Origin of the sequence: Burkholderia sp. JKS000303 (assembly GCF_002563755.1) — a bacterium.
GTDB lineage: Bacteria > Pseudomonadota > Gammaproteobacteria > Burkholderiales > Burkholderiaceae > Burkholderia > Burkholderia anthina_B.
The window spans coordinates 789,459-803,085 of sequence record NZ_PDBZ01000001.1 but is presented as its reverse complement, the minus strand read 5'-3'; the positions used below and the strand labels follow the sequence as shown (position 1 = coordinate 803,085).

The following is a 13,627-nucleotide window of genomic DNA, read 5'->3' as shown; positions in this document are numbered from 1 at the left end:
GCCGACAGGTCGGATGGCGTACGGCAACGCGGTCGCGGTTGAAGGGGCGGATCGGCACGGGGATGTAAACAGTCCTAATCAATATCTCGTTATTGATTCCCGCCAGTCGTGCAAATGGCGCTCGTCGAACGGGTGTTTGATACGTGATCGCATGGAATGAGGAATATTTTGCCGCAAGAGAGGCGGCCGAGATGCTGGTGTGGGTATTTTTTGCCGACTGATGATGCGGTGAGGTGCCCGCGCTGAGGCTTGCGGCGCAACGCACATTTGAATCGGAATGCTGTGCACGGATATTCCCGGGCGGACAACGCTGCAACCGGAATGGCCAGAATATGAATTCGGTAATAATGCGAAATAATTCGCCAGCCGCAATTCAGTGAAAAGCGGCTGGCGGTGCGCTTTAAATCTCTTTCATGCAGAGTTCGAGCGCGGTTTCCCAATCCGGTGCGCCGAGACCGAAGTGCTCGGCCAGTTTCGCATTCGACATGCGGGAATTGGCCGGACGTGCCGCGGGCGTCGGATAGGCGCTGGCGGGGATCGGTGCCACCGACGGCTTCTTCGGGAGATTCGACAGGCGGAAGATCGCTTCCGCGAATCCGTGCCACGACGTCGAGCCGCCCGCGCACAGGTGATAGACGCCGGAATGCGTGTGCCACCATGCGTCCCGACCGGCCGTGCCTGCACCGATGGCCTGCGCGGCGACGTTTGCGCTCAACGTGGCGATCGTCTTGGACCACGTGGGTGCGCCGATCTGGTCGGCGACGATCTTCAGTTCGTCGCGCTCCGCGCCCAGGCGCAGCATGGTCAGCAGGAAGTTCTTGCCGCGCGTGCCATACACCCAGCTCGTGCGGAAGATCAGGTGCGCGCATCCCGATGCCGCGATCGCCTGTTCGCCGGCGAGCTTGGTTTCGCCGTAGACGTTTTGCGGATCGACGGGATCGTCCTCGACGTACGGGCCATCCTTCGTGCCCGCAAACACGTAGTCCGTCGAGAAGTGAATCAGCGCCGCGCCGATGCGCTTGGCTTCTTCGGCGAGTACCGCGGGCGCTTCCGCATTCAGGCGCGTCGCCATTGCGACCTCGGTCTGCGCCTGATCCACGGCCGTATAGGCGGCCGGGTTGACGATCAGGTCCGGCTTGACCTCGCGCACGACGTCGCGCACCTGATCGAGGTTCGACAGGTCGAGCCGGCTGCGATCGAGTGCGACGACCTTGCCGAGACCCTGCAGGCTGCGCGCGAGCTCGAACCCGACCTGACCGTTGATGCCGGTGAGCAGGATGGTCCGCTGTTCGGGGGATTGCATGGCGCCGCTCATGCGTAGCACTCGGCTTCGACGAGTCGCTTGCCCGCCGCGTCCTTCGCCGCCAGCACCGGCTCGCCGTCGAACGGCCATTGAATGCCGATCTCCGGATCGTTCCACAGCAGGCTGCGCTCGTGTTCCGGGAACCAGTAGTCGGTCGTCTTGTACAGGAATTGCGCGGACTCGGACAGCACCACGAAGCCGTGCGCGAAGCCCGGCGGCACCCACAGCTGACGATGGTTGTCGGCCGACAGCGTCACGCCGACCCACTTGCCGAAATTCGGCGAGCTGCGCCGGATGTCGACCGCGACGTCGAACACTTCGCCTTCGACCACGCGCACGAGCTTGCCCTGCGCGTGTTCGATCTGGTAGTGCAGCCCGCGCAGCACGCCCTTCGCCGAACGCGAATGGTTGTCCTGCACGAATTCGACGCCGGTCTCGACGAGTTCCGCGAATTCGCGGCCGTTGAAGCTCTCGTAGAAGTAGCCGCGCGCATCGCCGAATACCTTCGGCTCGACGATCTTGACTTCGGGGAGTGCCGTAGCAGTTACCGTGATGGCCATGCGACCTGATCCGTAAGAATGTTCAGCAGATATTTACCGTAGCCGTTCTTCGACAGCGGTTGCGCGAGCGTCTGCACTTGCTCGGCATCGATCCAGTGCTGGCGGTACGCGATTTCTTCGGGGCAGGCGACGACCAGGCCTTGTCGCTTCTGCAGCGTCGCGATGAAACTTGCCGCTTCGATCAGCGAATCGTGCGTGCCGGTGTCGAGCCATGCGAAGCCGCGTCCCATGATCTCGACGTTGAGTGCGCCGTCTGCAAGATAGCGCGAATTGACGTCGGTGATTTCGTACTCGCCACGCGGCGACGGCTTGATGTCGGCCGCGATGTCGCACACGCGGTTGTCGTAGAAGTAGAGACCGGTGACGGCGTAGTTCGAACGCGGTTTTGCCGGCTTTTCTTCGATCGACAGCGCGCGGAATTCGTTGTCGAACTCGACGACGCCGTAACGTTCCGGATCGTGCACGTGATACGCGAACACCGTTGCGCCCGCGTCCTGTGCGTCCGCACGCTCGAGCTGCTTCGCCAGGTCGTGACCGTAGAAGATGTTGTCGCCGAGGATCAGCGCCGACGGATCGTTGCCGACGAAATCGCGGCCGATCACGAATGCCTGTGCAAGACCGTCAGGCGACGGCTGCACGGCGTACTGGATGTTCATCCCCCACTGGCTGCCGTCGCCGAGCATCGATTCGAAGCGCGGCGTGTCCTGCGGCGTCGAGATGATCAGGACGTCGCGAATCCCCGCGACCATCAGCGTCGACAGCGGGTAATAAATCATCGGCTTGTCGTAGACCGGCAGCAGCTGCTTCGACACTGCATGCGTGATCGGATACAGCCGGGTGCCGGATCCGCCGGCGAGAATAATGCCCTTGCGTGCCATGTCCGTTGCCCTTACGCGCGATGCGCGTAGTTCGTTGCGACCCACTTCCGGTAGTCGCCCGAAGCGACTTCGTCGGCCCATTCCTGATTGTCCAGATACCAGCGCACCGTCTTCGCGAGGCCGGTTTCGAACGTCTCGGCGGGTTTCCAGCCGAGTTCGCGCTCGAGCTTGCGTGCGTCGATCGCATAACGGCGATCGTGACCGGGACGGTCGGTGACGTACGCGATCTGGTCGCGATACGAGCCGGCTGCCTTCGGGCGCGCCTGGTCCAGCAGGTCGCACAGCGTATGCACGACTTCCAGATTCGTTTTCTCGTTCCAGCCGCCGACGTTGTACGTTTCGCCGATCCGGCCGCGGGCGAGGACTTCGCGGATCGCCGAGCAATGGTCGCCGACGTACAGCCAGTCGCGCACGTTCTGGCCGTCGCCATACACGGGCAGCGACTTGTCGGCGAGCGCGTTCGCGATCATCAGCGGGATCAGTTTTTCGGGGAACTGGTACGGGCCGTAGTTGTTCGAGCAGTTCGTGGTCAGCGTGGGCATGCCGTACGTATGCTGATAGGCGCGCACGAGATGGTCCGAACCTGCCTTGGTGGCTGAGTACGGGCTGTTGGGCGCGTACGGCGTCGTTTCGGAGAACTGCGGGTCGGTGGGCGACAGCGAACCGAATACTTCGTCGGTGGACACGTGCAGGAACCGGAATGCGGCTTTTTCGGCTTCAGGCAGCGTATTCCAGTACTGACGCGCCGCTTCGAGCAGCGTAAAGGTGCCGACGACATTGGTCTGAACAAAATCGGCCGGACCGTGAATCGAGCGATCGACGTGGCTTTCTGCGGCGAAATGCAGAACCGCGCGTGGCTTGTGCTCGGCGAACAGTGCGTCGAGTGCGGCGCGATCGCAAATATCCGCCTGCGCGAACACGTGCTTCGGATTGCCCTGCAGCGATTTTAACGTTCCCAGATTGCCCGCGTAGGTCAGTTTGTCGACGTTAAGAACCGATTCGTCTGATTGACGCAGCCAATCCAACACAAAGTTGGCACCGATAAAACCGGCGCCACCAGTAACCAATATCATGTAGCCTCTTTTTTATGTTAATGGCAGGCAATACTGCCGTGCTCTCGTTGTGTACATCGCCCTCGGTTGACGCGGGACGAAGAATAGCAAAAAACTGCGCGGTCCCGCCTGGCGTGGGGGGAGCCGCCTGCTCGCCGCGTATTCGGGAGGCACCCCCATATAGCGACGCATGTGTAGACTACGCAGTCTGCGCAATTCGCATTGCAAGACTATTAATTCTCTATACCGCGGCGCCCGGCATGGTGCCGTTGTGCCCGTCGTATCGCTACTTTCCATTGAATTTCCCGAGGCTCGCCGAACGTGCGATCGCACGCAAACATTTGCGAGGATTGCAGCAGGGAACTGCGGCGGGACTCGGTACCGATTTCGGCGGGGGTTGTTGCGATACTAAAAAACGGCGGTAACTATAGCATGCTCGATTCGGGCAGAACGAGAGTCGTCCGGTTTATGTCGTGATTTAAGACGACCGTGTTTTTTTTACCGGTATGGGCCTTCGCGATGTGTTCGCGGCGGTTTCGCCCGCCGGCTGGTGCGCTGAATCCGGCCCGCTCCGGACGCGTTTCGTGCGATGTGGCCGGCGTCGTGAGCGCCTTGCCGCCTATTTGTGCCGCGGATTGAACGGCCGCTGCTGGACGTCGGCGCCATGCGCGACGATCGCCATGCTTTCCGGCACTTCCTCCCACGCGCCGCGCAGGTCGACGAGCGGCTCCGACACGACCATGAACGCGTCGTCGCCGGCTTCGGCAATACGCGGATTGTGCGGATAGAGTTCGTGCAGGTGCTTGAACGACGTGCTGTGGAACAGCGAGCGCGATTGCCGTTCGCTCGAATAGCGCACGGCGATGATCCGGTCGCCGTCCGTTGCGCAGATCGTCATGTTGAGCGGCTCGGCGACGCGATACCGCGCAGCGGTCTCCTCGACCACGCCGACCATGCGTTCGAGCGCCGGCAGCGGCGTCTGTTCGAGGCCGTACGTCAGCGCGAGGCGGAACATCAGCTCGGAGTCGGTCGAGCCTTCGAGCGTCGGGAACAGCGCGGGGTCGACCTTCAACGTCAGGTCGCGGCGCAGCTTGTGGAAATCGCGGATCAGCCCGTTGTGCGCGAACAGCCAGCGGCCGTGGCGGAACGGGTGGCAGTTGGTTTCCTGCACGGGCGTGTCGGTCGCCGCGCGGATGTGCGCGATGAACATCCGCGAGCGGATCGCGCGCGCGGCCTCGCGCAGGTTGCGGTCGTTCCAGGCGGGATGCACGGAGCGGTAGCGAAACGGGAGTTCATCGGGATGGCCGTACCAGCCGATGCCGAAGCCGTCGCCGTTGGTCGTCGTGGCGCCCAGCTCCGAATGCAGGCTCTGGTCGATCAGCGAGTGCTTCGCGCGAAACAACACAGTTTCGAGATGGATCGGGTTACCCGTGTAAGCGAGCCAGCGGCACATGGCATGCTCCTTCGCGGAGAGTCGTTCGCGCATGGTAGCCGACTTCGCGGCGCAGCCGAAGGCGATCCGCGGCGGCCGACCGGCCGGGGCCGCCGCGATCGTTATGCGGTGCGTTGCGCCGGGTTGCGCCCGGCTGCAATCGTCAGTCGCCGAGCGCGTCCATCACGCGCGCGGAGTACACGAGCGCCGCGCCGGCATTCAGCGCGATCGCGACGCCGAGCGCTTCCGCCACTTCCTCCTTGGTCGCGCCAAGCTTCGCGGCTTCTGCCGTATGCACCGCGATACAGCCGTCGCAGCGCGTCGTGACGGCCACCGCGAGTGCGATCAGCTCGCGCGTCTTCGCATCCAGATGACCCGTCTTGGCGCCGGCGCCGGACAGCGCCTTGTAGCCGGCCAGCGTATCGGGCGACAGCTTGGCGATTTCGCCGACGCGCGTCGAGAGTTCCTTCCGGTATTCGTTCCAGTTCAGCATGATGCGTCCTTTAGAAGTGGTGGAGCGGGGCGGCGGTTGCCGCGATCTCGGGCGATGCAGGGCTATTCTGATCGTTCGTGCTGAGGGTTTCGATACGCTAGAGTGTCAATTTTTAGCGCAAACGTCTCATGGATGCATTGAGCCAACTGTTGTCGCTGGGCCGCAGCCATGTCGAGCTCGACGTGCGCTGCCTGCTCGACGGCCCGTTCGCGATGCCGCACGACCCGCTGCCGCCGGGTGAAGCGGCGTTCCATCTGTTGCTGGCCGGAACGTGCTGGATGCGTACCGCCGACGGGCGCACGCTGCAACTGGCCGACGGCGACTTCGTGCTGCTGCCCGCGGGCGACGCGCACGATCTGTCCGATGTCGGGGGCGGCCGGGCGAAGTCGGTTGCGCCGCTGCGCGAGCCGGGTGCAGCGGGCGGCGCGGTGCTGCCGGTCAAGTCGAATCTCGATCCCGCCGAACCCGGCAGCGCGAGCGTGGACCTGCTGTGCGGACGCTTCGTCTATGCGCGCGGCGCTGGCGAATTGCTGATGCGCACGTTGCCGCACGTGCTGCACGTCGGGCTGCGTGAAGCATCGGGGCTTGCGCCGCTGCAACTGCTGACGAGCGTGCTGCGTGCCGAGGCGTCGAATGCGCAACCGGGCGCACGCGCGATCGTGAATGCACTCGGGCAGGCGCTGCTCGCCTACGCGCTGCGCGCATACGGCCGCGATGCCAGCGTGCCGGCTGGCTGGCTCGCGCTCGCCGCCGACGCGCGGCTCGGCCCGTCGGTCCAGGCCGTGCTGCAGGCGCCGGCGAAGCCGTGGACGGTCGAAGCGCTCGGCGCGGCATCCGCAATGTCGCGGGCGACCTATGCGCGGCATTTCCGCGAGAAGGCCGGGATGAGTGTCGGCGCGTTCGTCGCGCAGATCCGGATGATGCACGCGTGCGCGCTGCTGCAGGATACCCAGCGCGGACAGGCGGAGATCGGACAGGCCGTCGGCTATCAGTCGGAGGCGGCTTTCGGCAAGGCGTTTCGCGCGGTGCTCGGCACGACGCCGGGGCGCTGGCGGCGCGCGCAGCGCGGTGTGTAAGACGGCAAACGAGCTCGCCGTGCGGCGCGGCAAAGCTGCTACCATGCGCGAAACGCGTTCCAGCACAGCGCGTTTCCAAACAAGAAACAACAAGAGAGAGGGCAACAGCAATGAACCAGACCACCATCCAGCAGCCGTCGTTCGCATTCGTCGCGGCGTCGTGGGCCGCGCTGATCGCCGGTTTTGCCGCATTCCTGATCGGCCTCTGGAACGCCGGCATGCAGCTCAACGAGAAGGGCTACTACTTCACCGTGCTCGTGTTCGGCCTCTATGCGGCGATTTCGCTGCAAAAGAGCGTGCGCGACCGCGCGGAAGGCATTCCCGTCACCGGCATCTATTACGGGCTGAGCTGGGTCGCACTGCTGCTCTCGATCGCGCTGCTGATCGTCGGTCTCATCAACGCGACGCTGCAGCTGAGCGAGAAAGGCTTCTACGCGATGTCGTTCGTGCTCGCGCTGTTCGGCGCGGTGACCGTGCAGAAGAATACGCGCGACATGCGGAGCGCGAAGCCGCGTTTCACCGACGCAGATTCCACGCCGTCCGTGACGGAATGACCGCGCGCGAGGCGGGCGGCCGTGGCGGCCGCGCGTCGCGCGACGAACCTCGCGGCGGGCAGCAGGCGCCGGCGCACCGCCGGATTTCCGTACGCCCGATTCATCCGTGCCGCCGCGCATGACGATGGAGACACTCCGGATGCCAGACGATATGCAACCGACGCACGACACGTGCGCGGCCGCCCGTTCCGTGGCGAGCCGCACCGCGCTCGTGCTGGAGACCAACAACCTGCGCGGCGGCGCCGGCATCGCGCAGGCCGTCGACAGCCTGAAGCGCCTCGTGTCCGCGTTGTCGAACCAGACGGTGCCGCCGGCTTCGCTCGCGCAATGGATCATCACGCACGACGGCTTGCCCGCCGACGCATGCGCGCAGATCGCCGCGCTTGCCGGCCGCCCGATCGACTTCGTCAAGATCGACGCGAGCACCGGCTACTACGATGCGAAGAACCAGGGATTCGACCGCGTCGATGCGGCGCGCAGCGACGTCGTCGTGTTCGGCGATGCCGATTGCCGGCCGGCCGACGACTGGCTCGAGCATCTGCTCGCGCCGTTCGCGCGCCACGGCGACGGCCGGCCCGTGGCAGTGGCGGGGCGCACCAGCTATGCGCCGAACGTGCTTGGCGTCGCGCTGACGTCGATCGACTTCATGTACTTCCCGAGCCCGCTGCGCGATGGCGCGACGCGCAACTTCTACGCGAACAACGTCGCGTTCCGGCACGACGTGTTCACCCGATATCGGTACGAGCCGCTCGACGGCGTATATCGCGCGCATTGCCAGGTGCTGGGGCTGCGGATGCAGGCCGCCGGCATCGCGATCGAGTTCGCGCCGTGCGCGCACACCGAGCACCGGCTGCCGGACACACGTCGCGAATCGCTGAAGCTGCGCTGGATGCGCGGCGAGGACAGCGTCGGGCTTACACCGTACCTCGTGAATGCGTATCTGCCGCGTTCGTGGCAGTGGCTCGGCCGCAGCGGCCCGCTCGGCCCGTTGTGCGTGATGGTGATGCGGCTCGGCTGCAGCCTGCGCGCGCTCGATCGCCAGCAGTTGCCGCGACTCGGCTTCGTGCGTTACGTCGCGGCAGTCGGCGTGACGATCGGTGCGTCGGCGGTCGATACGCTCGGCGCGCTCGCCCGCGGCTTCGGATTGTCCAGGCGCGCGTCGGCGCGGCGCGATCTCGAAGCGCTGTCGTATCACCGTCATTGAGCGACGCCGCGCCATGCATCGCCGCGCGCCCACCACGACCTGACTTCCTCCAGACGACCATGTCCTCATTCGCTACCCGTGTTGCCTGCCTCGCCCTGTTTGCCGCCAGCGCCGCCGCTCATGCCGCGCCGGTCGATCATGCGGGGCGCGGGATCTACCACTTCGCATCGCAAAGCGGCTGCCCGTTCGCGAGTGCGACGGCGACGGACTGCAATCGCGTCGCGCTCGATGCGCCGGACGTGCATGCGAGCGTCGATACCGATACGCATACGATCGTCTTTTCGAGCGATGCGGCCCGCCGCACGAAGGACGTGCTCGGCGACGTGTTGCTGCAGGGCACGGGCGTCGACGGCGACGGCCAGCGCGTGCCGCTGAGCGTGCACGTGCTGTTGCGTCGTGACGGCGTGAAATGGGACCGCGACGTATACGTTCATGCGCCGGTGCACGGCCAGTTCACCGAGGTCCGGATCGATCCGTATCGCGTGCGCGTGAAGGAGGGTGGCGGCGAGCGCGACGTGCTCACGCCGGATGAAACGAGCGCGCTGTTCGCGCATCCGTCGTTCGCGTCGCGGCTCGCGCAGCATCTCGTGAAGGTGCGCGCGACCGATCCGAAGCAGCCGGCCGACGACGACATCACGATCGCGCTCGGCGTCGGCAAGCTGACCAAGTCGGTCGCACGCGCGAGCTTCACGTCGAACGGACCGCGCGACGGCGATATCGCCGGTGCGCTCGCGTCCGGGACCTGGGCGATCCGTCTCGATGTACTGAGCGACCACATCCCGGTGTGGGTGGCGCAGCGTGAGCTGTTCCTGTTCGGGCTCGACGGCAGCCCGCTCGTGAAGACGCTGCGCGAGCGCGGCTTCGCGAAGAACGACCGGATCGAACTCGGCGCGCGCGACGGCAACGGCTATCTGCGTGTGAACGGCCACGAGGAGGCATTCGCCGGAGCCGCCGCATCCGCCCATGCGTTCCTGCAGGAAAGCTTCGTCGGCCTGATTCTCGGCTGGCATCGCGATCCGGCCGCGGCGTCCGCGGCGGCGTCGGCCGTCGCGCCGAAGGTCGCGCGTTCCACGCCGGGCATGCCGGCATGACGCGGGCCGGCGAACTGTCGGCGTCGCCGCACGTCGCGCCCGACGAGGGCTTCGAGTGTCTCGAGCAGCGCGTGCCGCGTGGCGTCGCGCGCATGCGCGCGTATCTCGTCGATCGGATCAAGCGTGCGGCGATCCGGCGGCTGCATCGCAGCGTGCACGGCGAGCGCTGGATCCTGCGCCTGTACCTGATCGGCGAAGAGGCGACCGAGTGCGCACTGTATGACGAATCGACCGGGCAGCCGCCGGACTGGCTCGCCCTGCGGCTCGAGCAGCATCTCGCGGACGAGCGCCGCCACGCGGCCGCGTTCGCCGACGCACTGCGCGTGCGTGGCGTGACGGCCGCGGCGGGCCCGCGCGAACCGGACTGGGTGACCCGGCGCAAGATCATCCGGTGGCGCCGGCTCGGGCGCCGCTACGCGCCGCACTTCGCACAAGGCGCGCTGGTGCCGACCTACGCGACGGGCCTGTGTGCCGAGCAGATGGCGATGCGCGTGCTCGCGCGCCACTGCGCGACGCTCGGCGAAGCGCATGCGCTGCATCCGCTCTTCGCTCGGGTGCTGGCCGACGAGACGCGGCATGTGCGACTCTGCGCGGATACGCTGCGCCGCATCGTCGCGCCGGCCGAGATCGTGCATCTCGCGGCGCTGCTCGACGAGATCCGCGCAATCGAGGCCGGATTCGGCGTGACGGGCGCGCTGGCGATGTACGCGGCCGGATGGATTCATTCGTGGCGACCGGGGGCGCGCACATGATGTTGCGCATCGTCTATCTCGCGACCGCCGATGCGCGCGGTCATCTGATGCGTGCGCAACTGCTCGTGCATGCGCTGCGCGCGGCCGGCGCGCAGGTCGACGTGCTGACGACGTCCGATGCCGGGCAGGCATTCCTGTCCGCATTCGGCATCGAGGCCGCCGTGCTGTCGCGTCACTATGCGGTGCAGTTCGACACGCGGCAGAACATGCTGCGCGATGCGACGGATCGTAATGTCGCGCACTACGTATTCAGGCCGACGCGGATGCTGCGCGACATCGCGCGGCTGCACGCGATCGTCCGCGACGCCGATCTCGTGATCAACGACTCGTTTCATCCGGCGCTGCTGTTCATGGGCGCGGTACCCGGCTGGCGCGGCCGCATCGTACACGTCTATGGCGGCAGCCTGCGCGGCGCGCTGACCGCGAACTTCAACGGACGACTGCCGCGCGTGCTGGCGCGTGCGTTCTCCCGGATCGTCGACTGGCAGATCGATTCGGCACTGTGTTGCATCGAGCACGACTTCGCGTGCGACGCGACCGATGACGTGCAGGGTTCGCGCATGCGCTACCGGTTGCCGACACCGGTGCCGGTCGTCGGCGAATGGCCTGTGTCGGAGCCGGCCGCAGCAGCCGTGTATCTGAATCCGCACTTCAGCGACGTCGCGCTGGCCGATGCGCTGTCGGCGGGACTGCACGATGCGGGGCTGCCCACGCACCGGGTCGGCGAAGGCTATGCCGCGCATGACGGCTGGACCGGCGTCGACGCGGACTGGGTGACGCGCGCCGCGCATGCGCCGCTGATCGTTTCGGCGCCGGGGATGGCTGCGCTGTCGATCGCGCGCGTCTATCGCAGGCCGATCCTGCTCGTGCTGACCGATCAGCCCGAGCAGGCGAGCAACGCCGCGCGGGCCGCCCGGTTGCAGCTCGTGCATCGTATCGTCACGTGGCGTGGCGATGCCGCGGCGTTCCGGCAGGACATCGCGCATGCGGCGAGCGCGCTGATGCGCGATGCCGGCACGCATGCCGCAACGGCCGACGGTCGCGAACATGCGCGCGCGCGCGTGGACGGATGGACGTCGCGCATCCTCGCGTTGCGGCCGAACGCACGGCACGCCGACGCCGATGTCGACACGCAACGCGAGGCGCCGGCATCGCGATGAACAGCTTGTCGTCTATCGATCGCCGGCCCGACCTGCGGCAGATGCTGGCCGCGGCATTCGGGATGGTCGCGGGGCTTGCCGTCTTCATCCTGCTCGAGCGTGGCGTCACGCCGCGCTACGTGTTCGCCACGGCGCTCGACGAGCGGATTCCGTTCGTCGCGTGGTCGTGGTTGGTCTACGTCGGTTTCTTTCCGTTCGTGATTGCGCTTGCCGCCTACGCGCGGCCGCCGGCGTTCGTCGCGTTCAGGGGCGCGGTGCTGATCGCCTTCGTCGTGGGGATCGCCTGCTTCCTGCTGTTTCCCGAAGCGGTGCCGCGGCCCGACGTCACGGAGATCGGCAATGCGTTCGTGCGCCACCGTCTCGCACGGATGTGGCAGCTCGATCTCGCGGCCAACGGCTTTCCGAGCCTGCATGTCGCCGTCACGTGTCTTGCGTGCCGCCTGCTGACGGAGCGGCGCCGGGCCGTGCCGATCGCGATCGGCGTGCTGATCTGCGCGTCGACGCTGACGCTCAAGCAGCATACGGTCGCCGACGTGCTGGGCGGCGTGGCGCTCGCGATGGGCAGCGCGATGTGGGTCGAGCGGCGCTCGGTGCGCGGGAGGCTCGCATGGCGCAAGTGAATCCGCATGCCGGGTCGAATGCCGCGCTCGCGCGCTTCGTGCCCGACGCCGCGCTGTTCCGCGTGAAGCCGTCGCGCGTCTGCGCGGCGCTCGCGGGCGACTGGCTGCTGATCGCTGCGGCGCTCGCGGCGGCGATCGCGTTTGCGCACCCGCTCGTGTACGTGTGCGCTGCGATCGTGATCGCGCGCAGCCAGCTCGCGCTCGCGGTGATGATGCACGAAGGCGCGCACGGGCTGCTCGCCCGAAACCCGCGCGTCAACGACATGCTGGGCCAGGCGTTCGCCGCGGGCCCGCTGTGGCTGTCGCTGCGCACGTATCGCGCCGGTCATCTGAAACATCATCGCGCGCCGATGCAGGCGGACGACCCCGTCGCGCTGCTGTTCGGCGTTCACGACTATCCGGTGTCGCGCGTGCGGCTGGCCGGCCGCCTGCTCGCTTACGCGTGCGGGATCGGCTACGTGACGAGCGTCGTGAAGCTTGCGCGCGGTGCGTTCGCCCATGCGTTGCCGAAGGTCCGCAAGTCGCGCGCGTATGCGGCGTGGGAGCTGGCGTCGATGCTCGCCGCGAACGGCGTGCTGTTCGCCGCGCTCGCGACGGCCGGACATCCGTTGCTGTACGTCGGCCTGTGGATCGTGCCGTCGGTCACGCTGCTGCCGCTCGCCGGGCAGGTGCGCGCGATCTTCGAGCATGCGGGATTGCCGGCTTGCGCGGACCAAAGCCGCAACGCGCGCACGATCGGCCGGCGTTCGTGGCAGACGTTCCTGTTCGGCCCGCACGCGATTCATTTCCACATCGAACATCATCTGTTCATGCGGATGCCATTCCATAACCTGCCGGCCGTGCATCGGCAACTCGTGCAACAGCAGTTGCTGCCCGGCGGCAACCTGTATGCAGGATACGGGGCGGTGTTGCGCGACGTGAGCGTGCGCACGATCCCTGCCTTCGAGGAATCAAGAGAGTGAGAGTCGATTTCAAGTCGCGTGTACTGCATCGCGCGGTGCGTGCCGTGACCCTGGCGATGCTGGCCGCAGACGTCGTCGCGCAGGCGGCACCGGCGAAGGCCGATGCGCCCGCTGCCATTGCGGTCGGCGGCGGGAACGCAGGCAACCAGCCGTTCGGGCGGCCTGCGGCGCTGGTCCTGTCGCGCGATGGGCAGCGCTTGTTCGTCACCAACGGTGTGGCAAGCAGTGTCGACGCATTCGACACGCAGACGCGTGCCTAGGTCGGCACGATTCCCGATGTGGATGCCTGCGACCTGGCCGTCGAGCCGGGTTCCGGCGCGTTGGTCGCACTGTTTCGCGACGGTATCGCGGCCTATGAGGCGAGCACGCTGAGTCCGTGCCAAGCGGCGCAGTATTGCCGCAGGCTGACGAGCTACAGCTCCGAGCTTAGCCCCGCCGGCCGCGCGGCGGCGTTCGGCCTGCCGCTCGAGAACCGTGCTGGTCGCGGACT

General features: G+C 66.6%; 15 protein-coding genes. 9 read left to right on the top strand and 6 right to left on the bottom strand.

Annotation, left to right across the window (positions count from 1 at the left end; genetic code table 11):
• Positions 1–400 precede the first annotated feature (400 nt).
• The 6 genes from rfbD to BX604_RS03895 all read right to left on the bottom strand — a co-directional run bounded on the left by rfbD (position 401) and on the right by BX604_RS03895 (position 5,718).
• Positions 401–1,303, bottom strand: coding sequence for a dTDP-4-dehydrorhamnose reductase (rfbD, locus tag BX604_RS03920; RefSeq protein ID WP_098552692.1), 903 nt, complete (start codon positions 1,301–1,303; stop codon positions 401–403).
• 8 nt (positions 1,304–1,311) lie between these two features.
• A complete protein-coding gene (gene rfbC, locus BX604_RS03915) occupies positions 1,312–1,863 on the bottom strand; it encodes a dTDP-4-dehydrorhamnose 3,5-epimerase (protein WP_098549660.1) in 552 nt (183 codons plus the stop codon).
• Positions 1,848–2,741, bottom strand: a complete 894-nt coding sequence (gene rfbA, locus BX604_RS03910) for a glucose-1-phosphate thymidylyltransferase RfbA (RefSeq protein ID WP_098549659.1) — start codon at positions 2,739–2,741, stop codon at positions 1,848–1,850. The genes rfbC and rfbA overlap by 16 nt, the downstream gene beginning before the upstream one ends.
• An 11-nt stretch (positions 2,742–2,752) precedes the next feature.
• Positions 2,753–3,814 (bottom strand): dTDP-glucose 4,6-dehydratase, encoded by a 1,062-nt coding sequence (rfbB, locus tag BX604_RS03905; protein WP_098549658.1) that lies wholly within the window; start codon positions 3,812–3,814, stop codon positions 2,753–2,755.
• A gap of 598 nt (positions 3,815–4,412) precedes the next feature.
• Entirely contained in the window at positions 4,413–5,246 is an 834-nt protein-coding gene (locus tag BX604_RS03900; RefSeq protein ID WP_098552691.1) for a class II glutamine amidotransferase, read from the bottom strand.
• A 142-nt stretch (positions 5,247–5,388) separates the two neighbouring features.
• Positions 5,389–5,718, bottom strand: a complete 330-nt coding sequence (locus BX604_RS03895) for a carboxymuconolactone decarboxylase family protein (protein ID WP_098549657.1) — start codon at positions 5,716–5,718, stop codon at positions 5,389–5,391.
• Positions 5,719–5,846: 128 nt separating this feature from the next.
• Between BX604_RS03895 and BX604_RS03890 the strand changes: the two genes are divergently transcribed.
• From BX604_RS03890 to BX604_RS03850, 9 genes are all read left to right on the top strand, one after another.
• Complete coding sequence (locus BX604_RS03890; protein ID WP_098549656.1) at positions 5,847–6,794, top strand: cupin domain-containing protein; 948 nt, start codon at positions 5,847–5,849, stop codon at positions 6,792–6,794.
• A 110-nt stretch (positions 6,795–6,904) separates the two neighbouring features.
• Entirely contained in the window at positions 6,905–7,348 is a 444-nt protein-coding gene (gene yiaA / locus BX604_RS03885; RefSeq protein ID WP_098549655.1) for an inner membrane protein YiaA, read from the top strand.
• Between the two features lie 139 nt (positions 7,349–7,487).
• The gene (locus tag BX604_RS03880; protein WP_098552690.1) at positions 7,488–8,552 is read left to right on the top strand and encodes a glycosyltransferase; all 1,065 of its coding nucleotides are present in this window, start codon (positions 7,488–7,490) and stop codon (positions 8,550–8,552) included.
• 59 nt (positions 8,553–8,611) lie between these two features.
• The gene (locus tag BX604_RS03875; protein ID WP_098549654.1) at positions 8,612–9,643 is read left to right on the top strand and encodes a hypothetical protein; all 1,032 of its coding nucleotides are present in this window, start codon (positions 8,612–8,614) and stop codon (positions 9,641–9,643) included.
• Complete coding sequence (locus BX604_RS03870; protein ID WP_179894778.1) at positions 9,640–10,395, top strand: hypothetical protein; 756 nt, start codon at positions 9,640–9,642, stop codon at positions 10,393–10,395. The genes BX604_RS03875 and BX604_RS03870 overlap by 4 nt, the downstream gene beginning before the upstream one ends.
• Positions 10,392–11,555 carry a hypothetical protein gene (locus tag BX604_RS03865; protein ID WP_098552688.1) on the top strand — a complete coding sequence of 388 codons (1,164 nt, stop codon included), beginning with the start codon at positions 10,392–10,394 and terminating at the stop codon, positions 11,553–11,555. Before BX604_RS03870 ends, BX604_RS03865 begins: the two co-directional genes overlap by 4 nt.
• Complete coding sequence (locus tag BX604_RS03860; RefSeq protein ID WP_098549653.1) at positions 11,552–12,175, top strand: phosphatase PAP2 family protein; 624 nt, start codon at positions 11,552–11,554, stop codon at positions 12,173–12,175. The genes BX604_RS03865 and BX604_RS03860 overlap by 4 nt, the downstream gene beginning before the upstream one ends.
• Positions 12,163–13,137, top strand: a complete 975-nt coding sequence (locus BX604_RS03855) for a fatty acid desaturase family protein (protein ID WP_098549652.1) — start codon at positions 12,163–12,165, stop codon at positions 13,135–13,137. The genes BX604_RS03860 and BX604_RS03855 overlap by 13 nt, the downstream gene beginning before the upstream one ends.
• The gene (locus BX604_RS03850; RefSeq protein ID WP_098549651.1) at positions 13,134–13,397 is read left to right on the top strand and encodes a hypothetical protein; all 264 of its coding nucleotides are present in this window, start codon (positions 13,134–13,136) and stop codon (positions 13,395–13,397) included. The genes BX604_RS03855 and BX604_RS03850 overlap by 4 nt, the downstream gene beginning before the upstream one ends.
• Positions 13,398–13,627 lie beyond the last annotated feature (230 nt).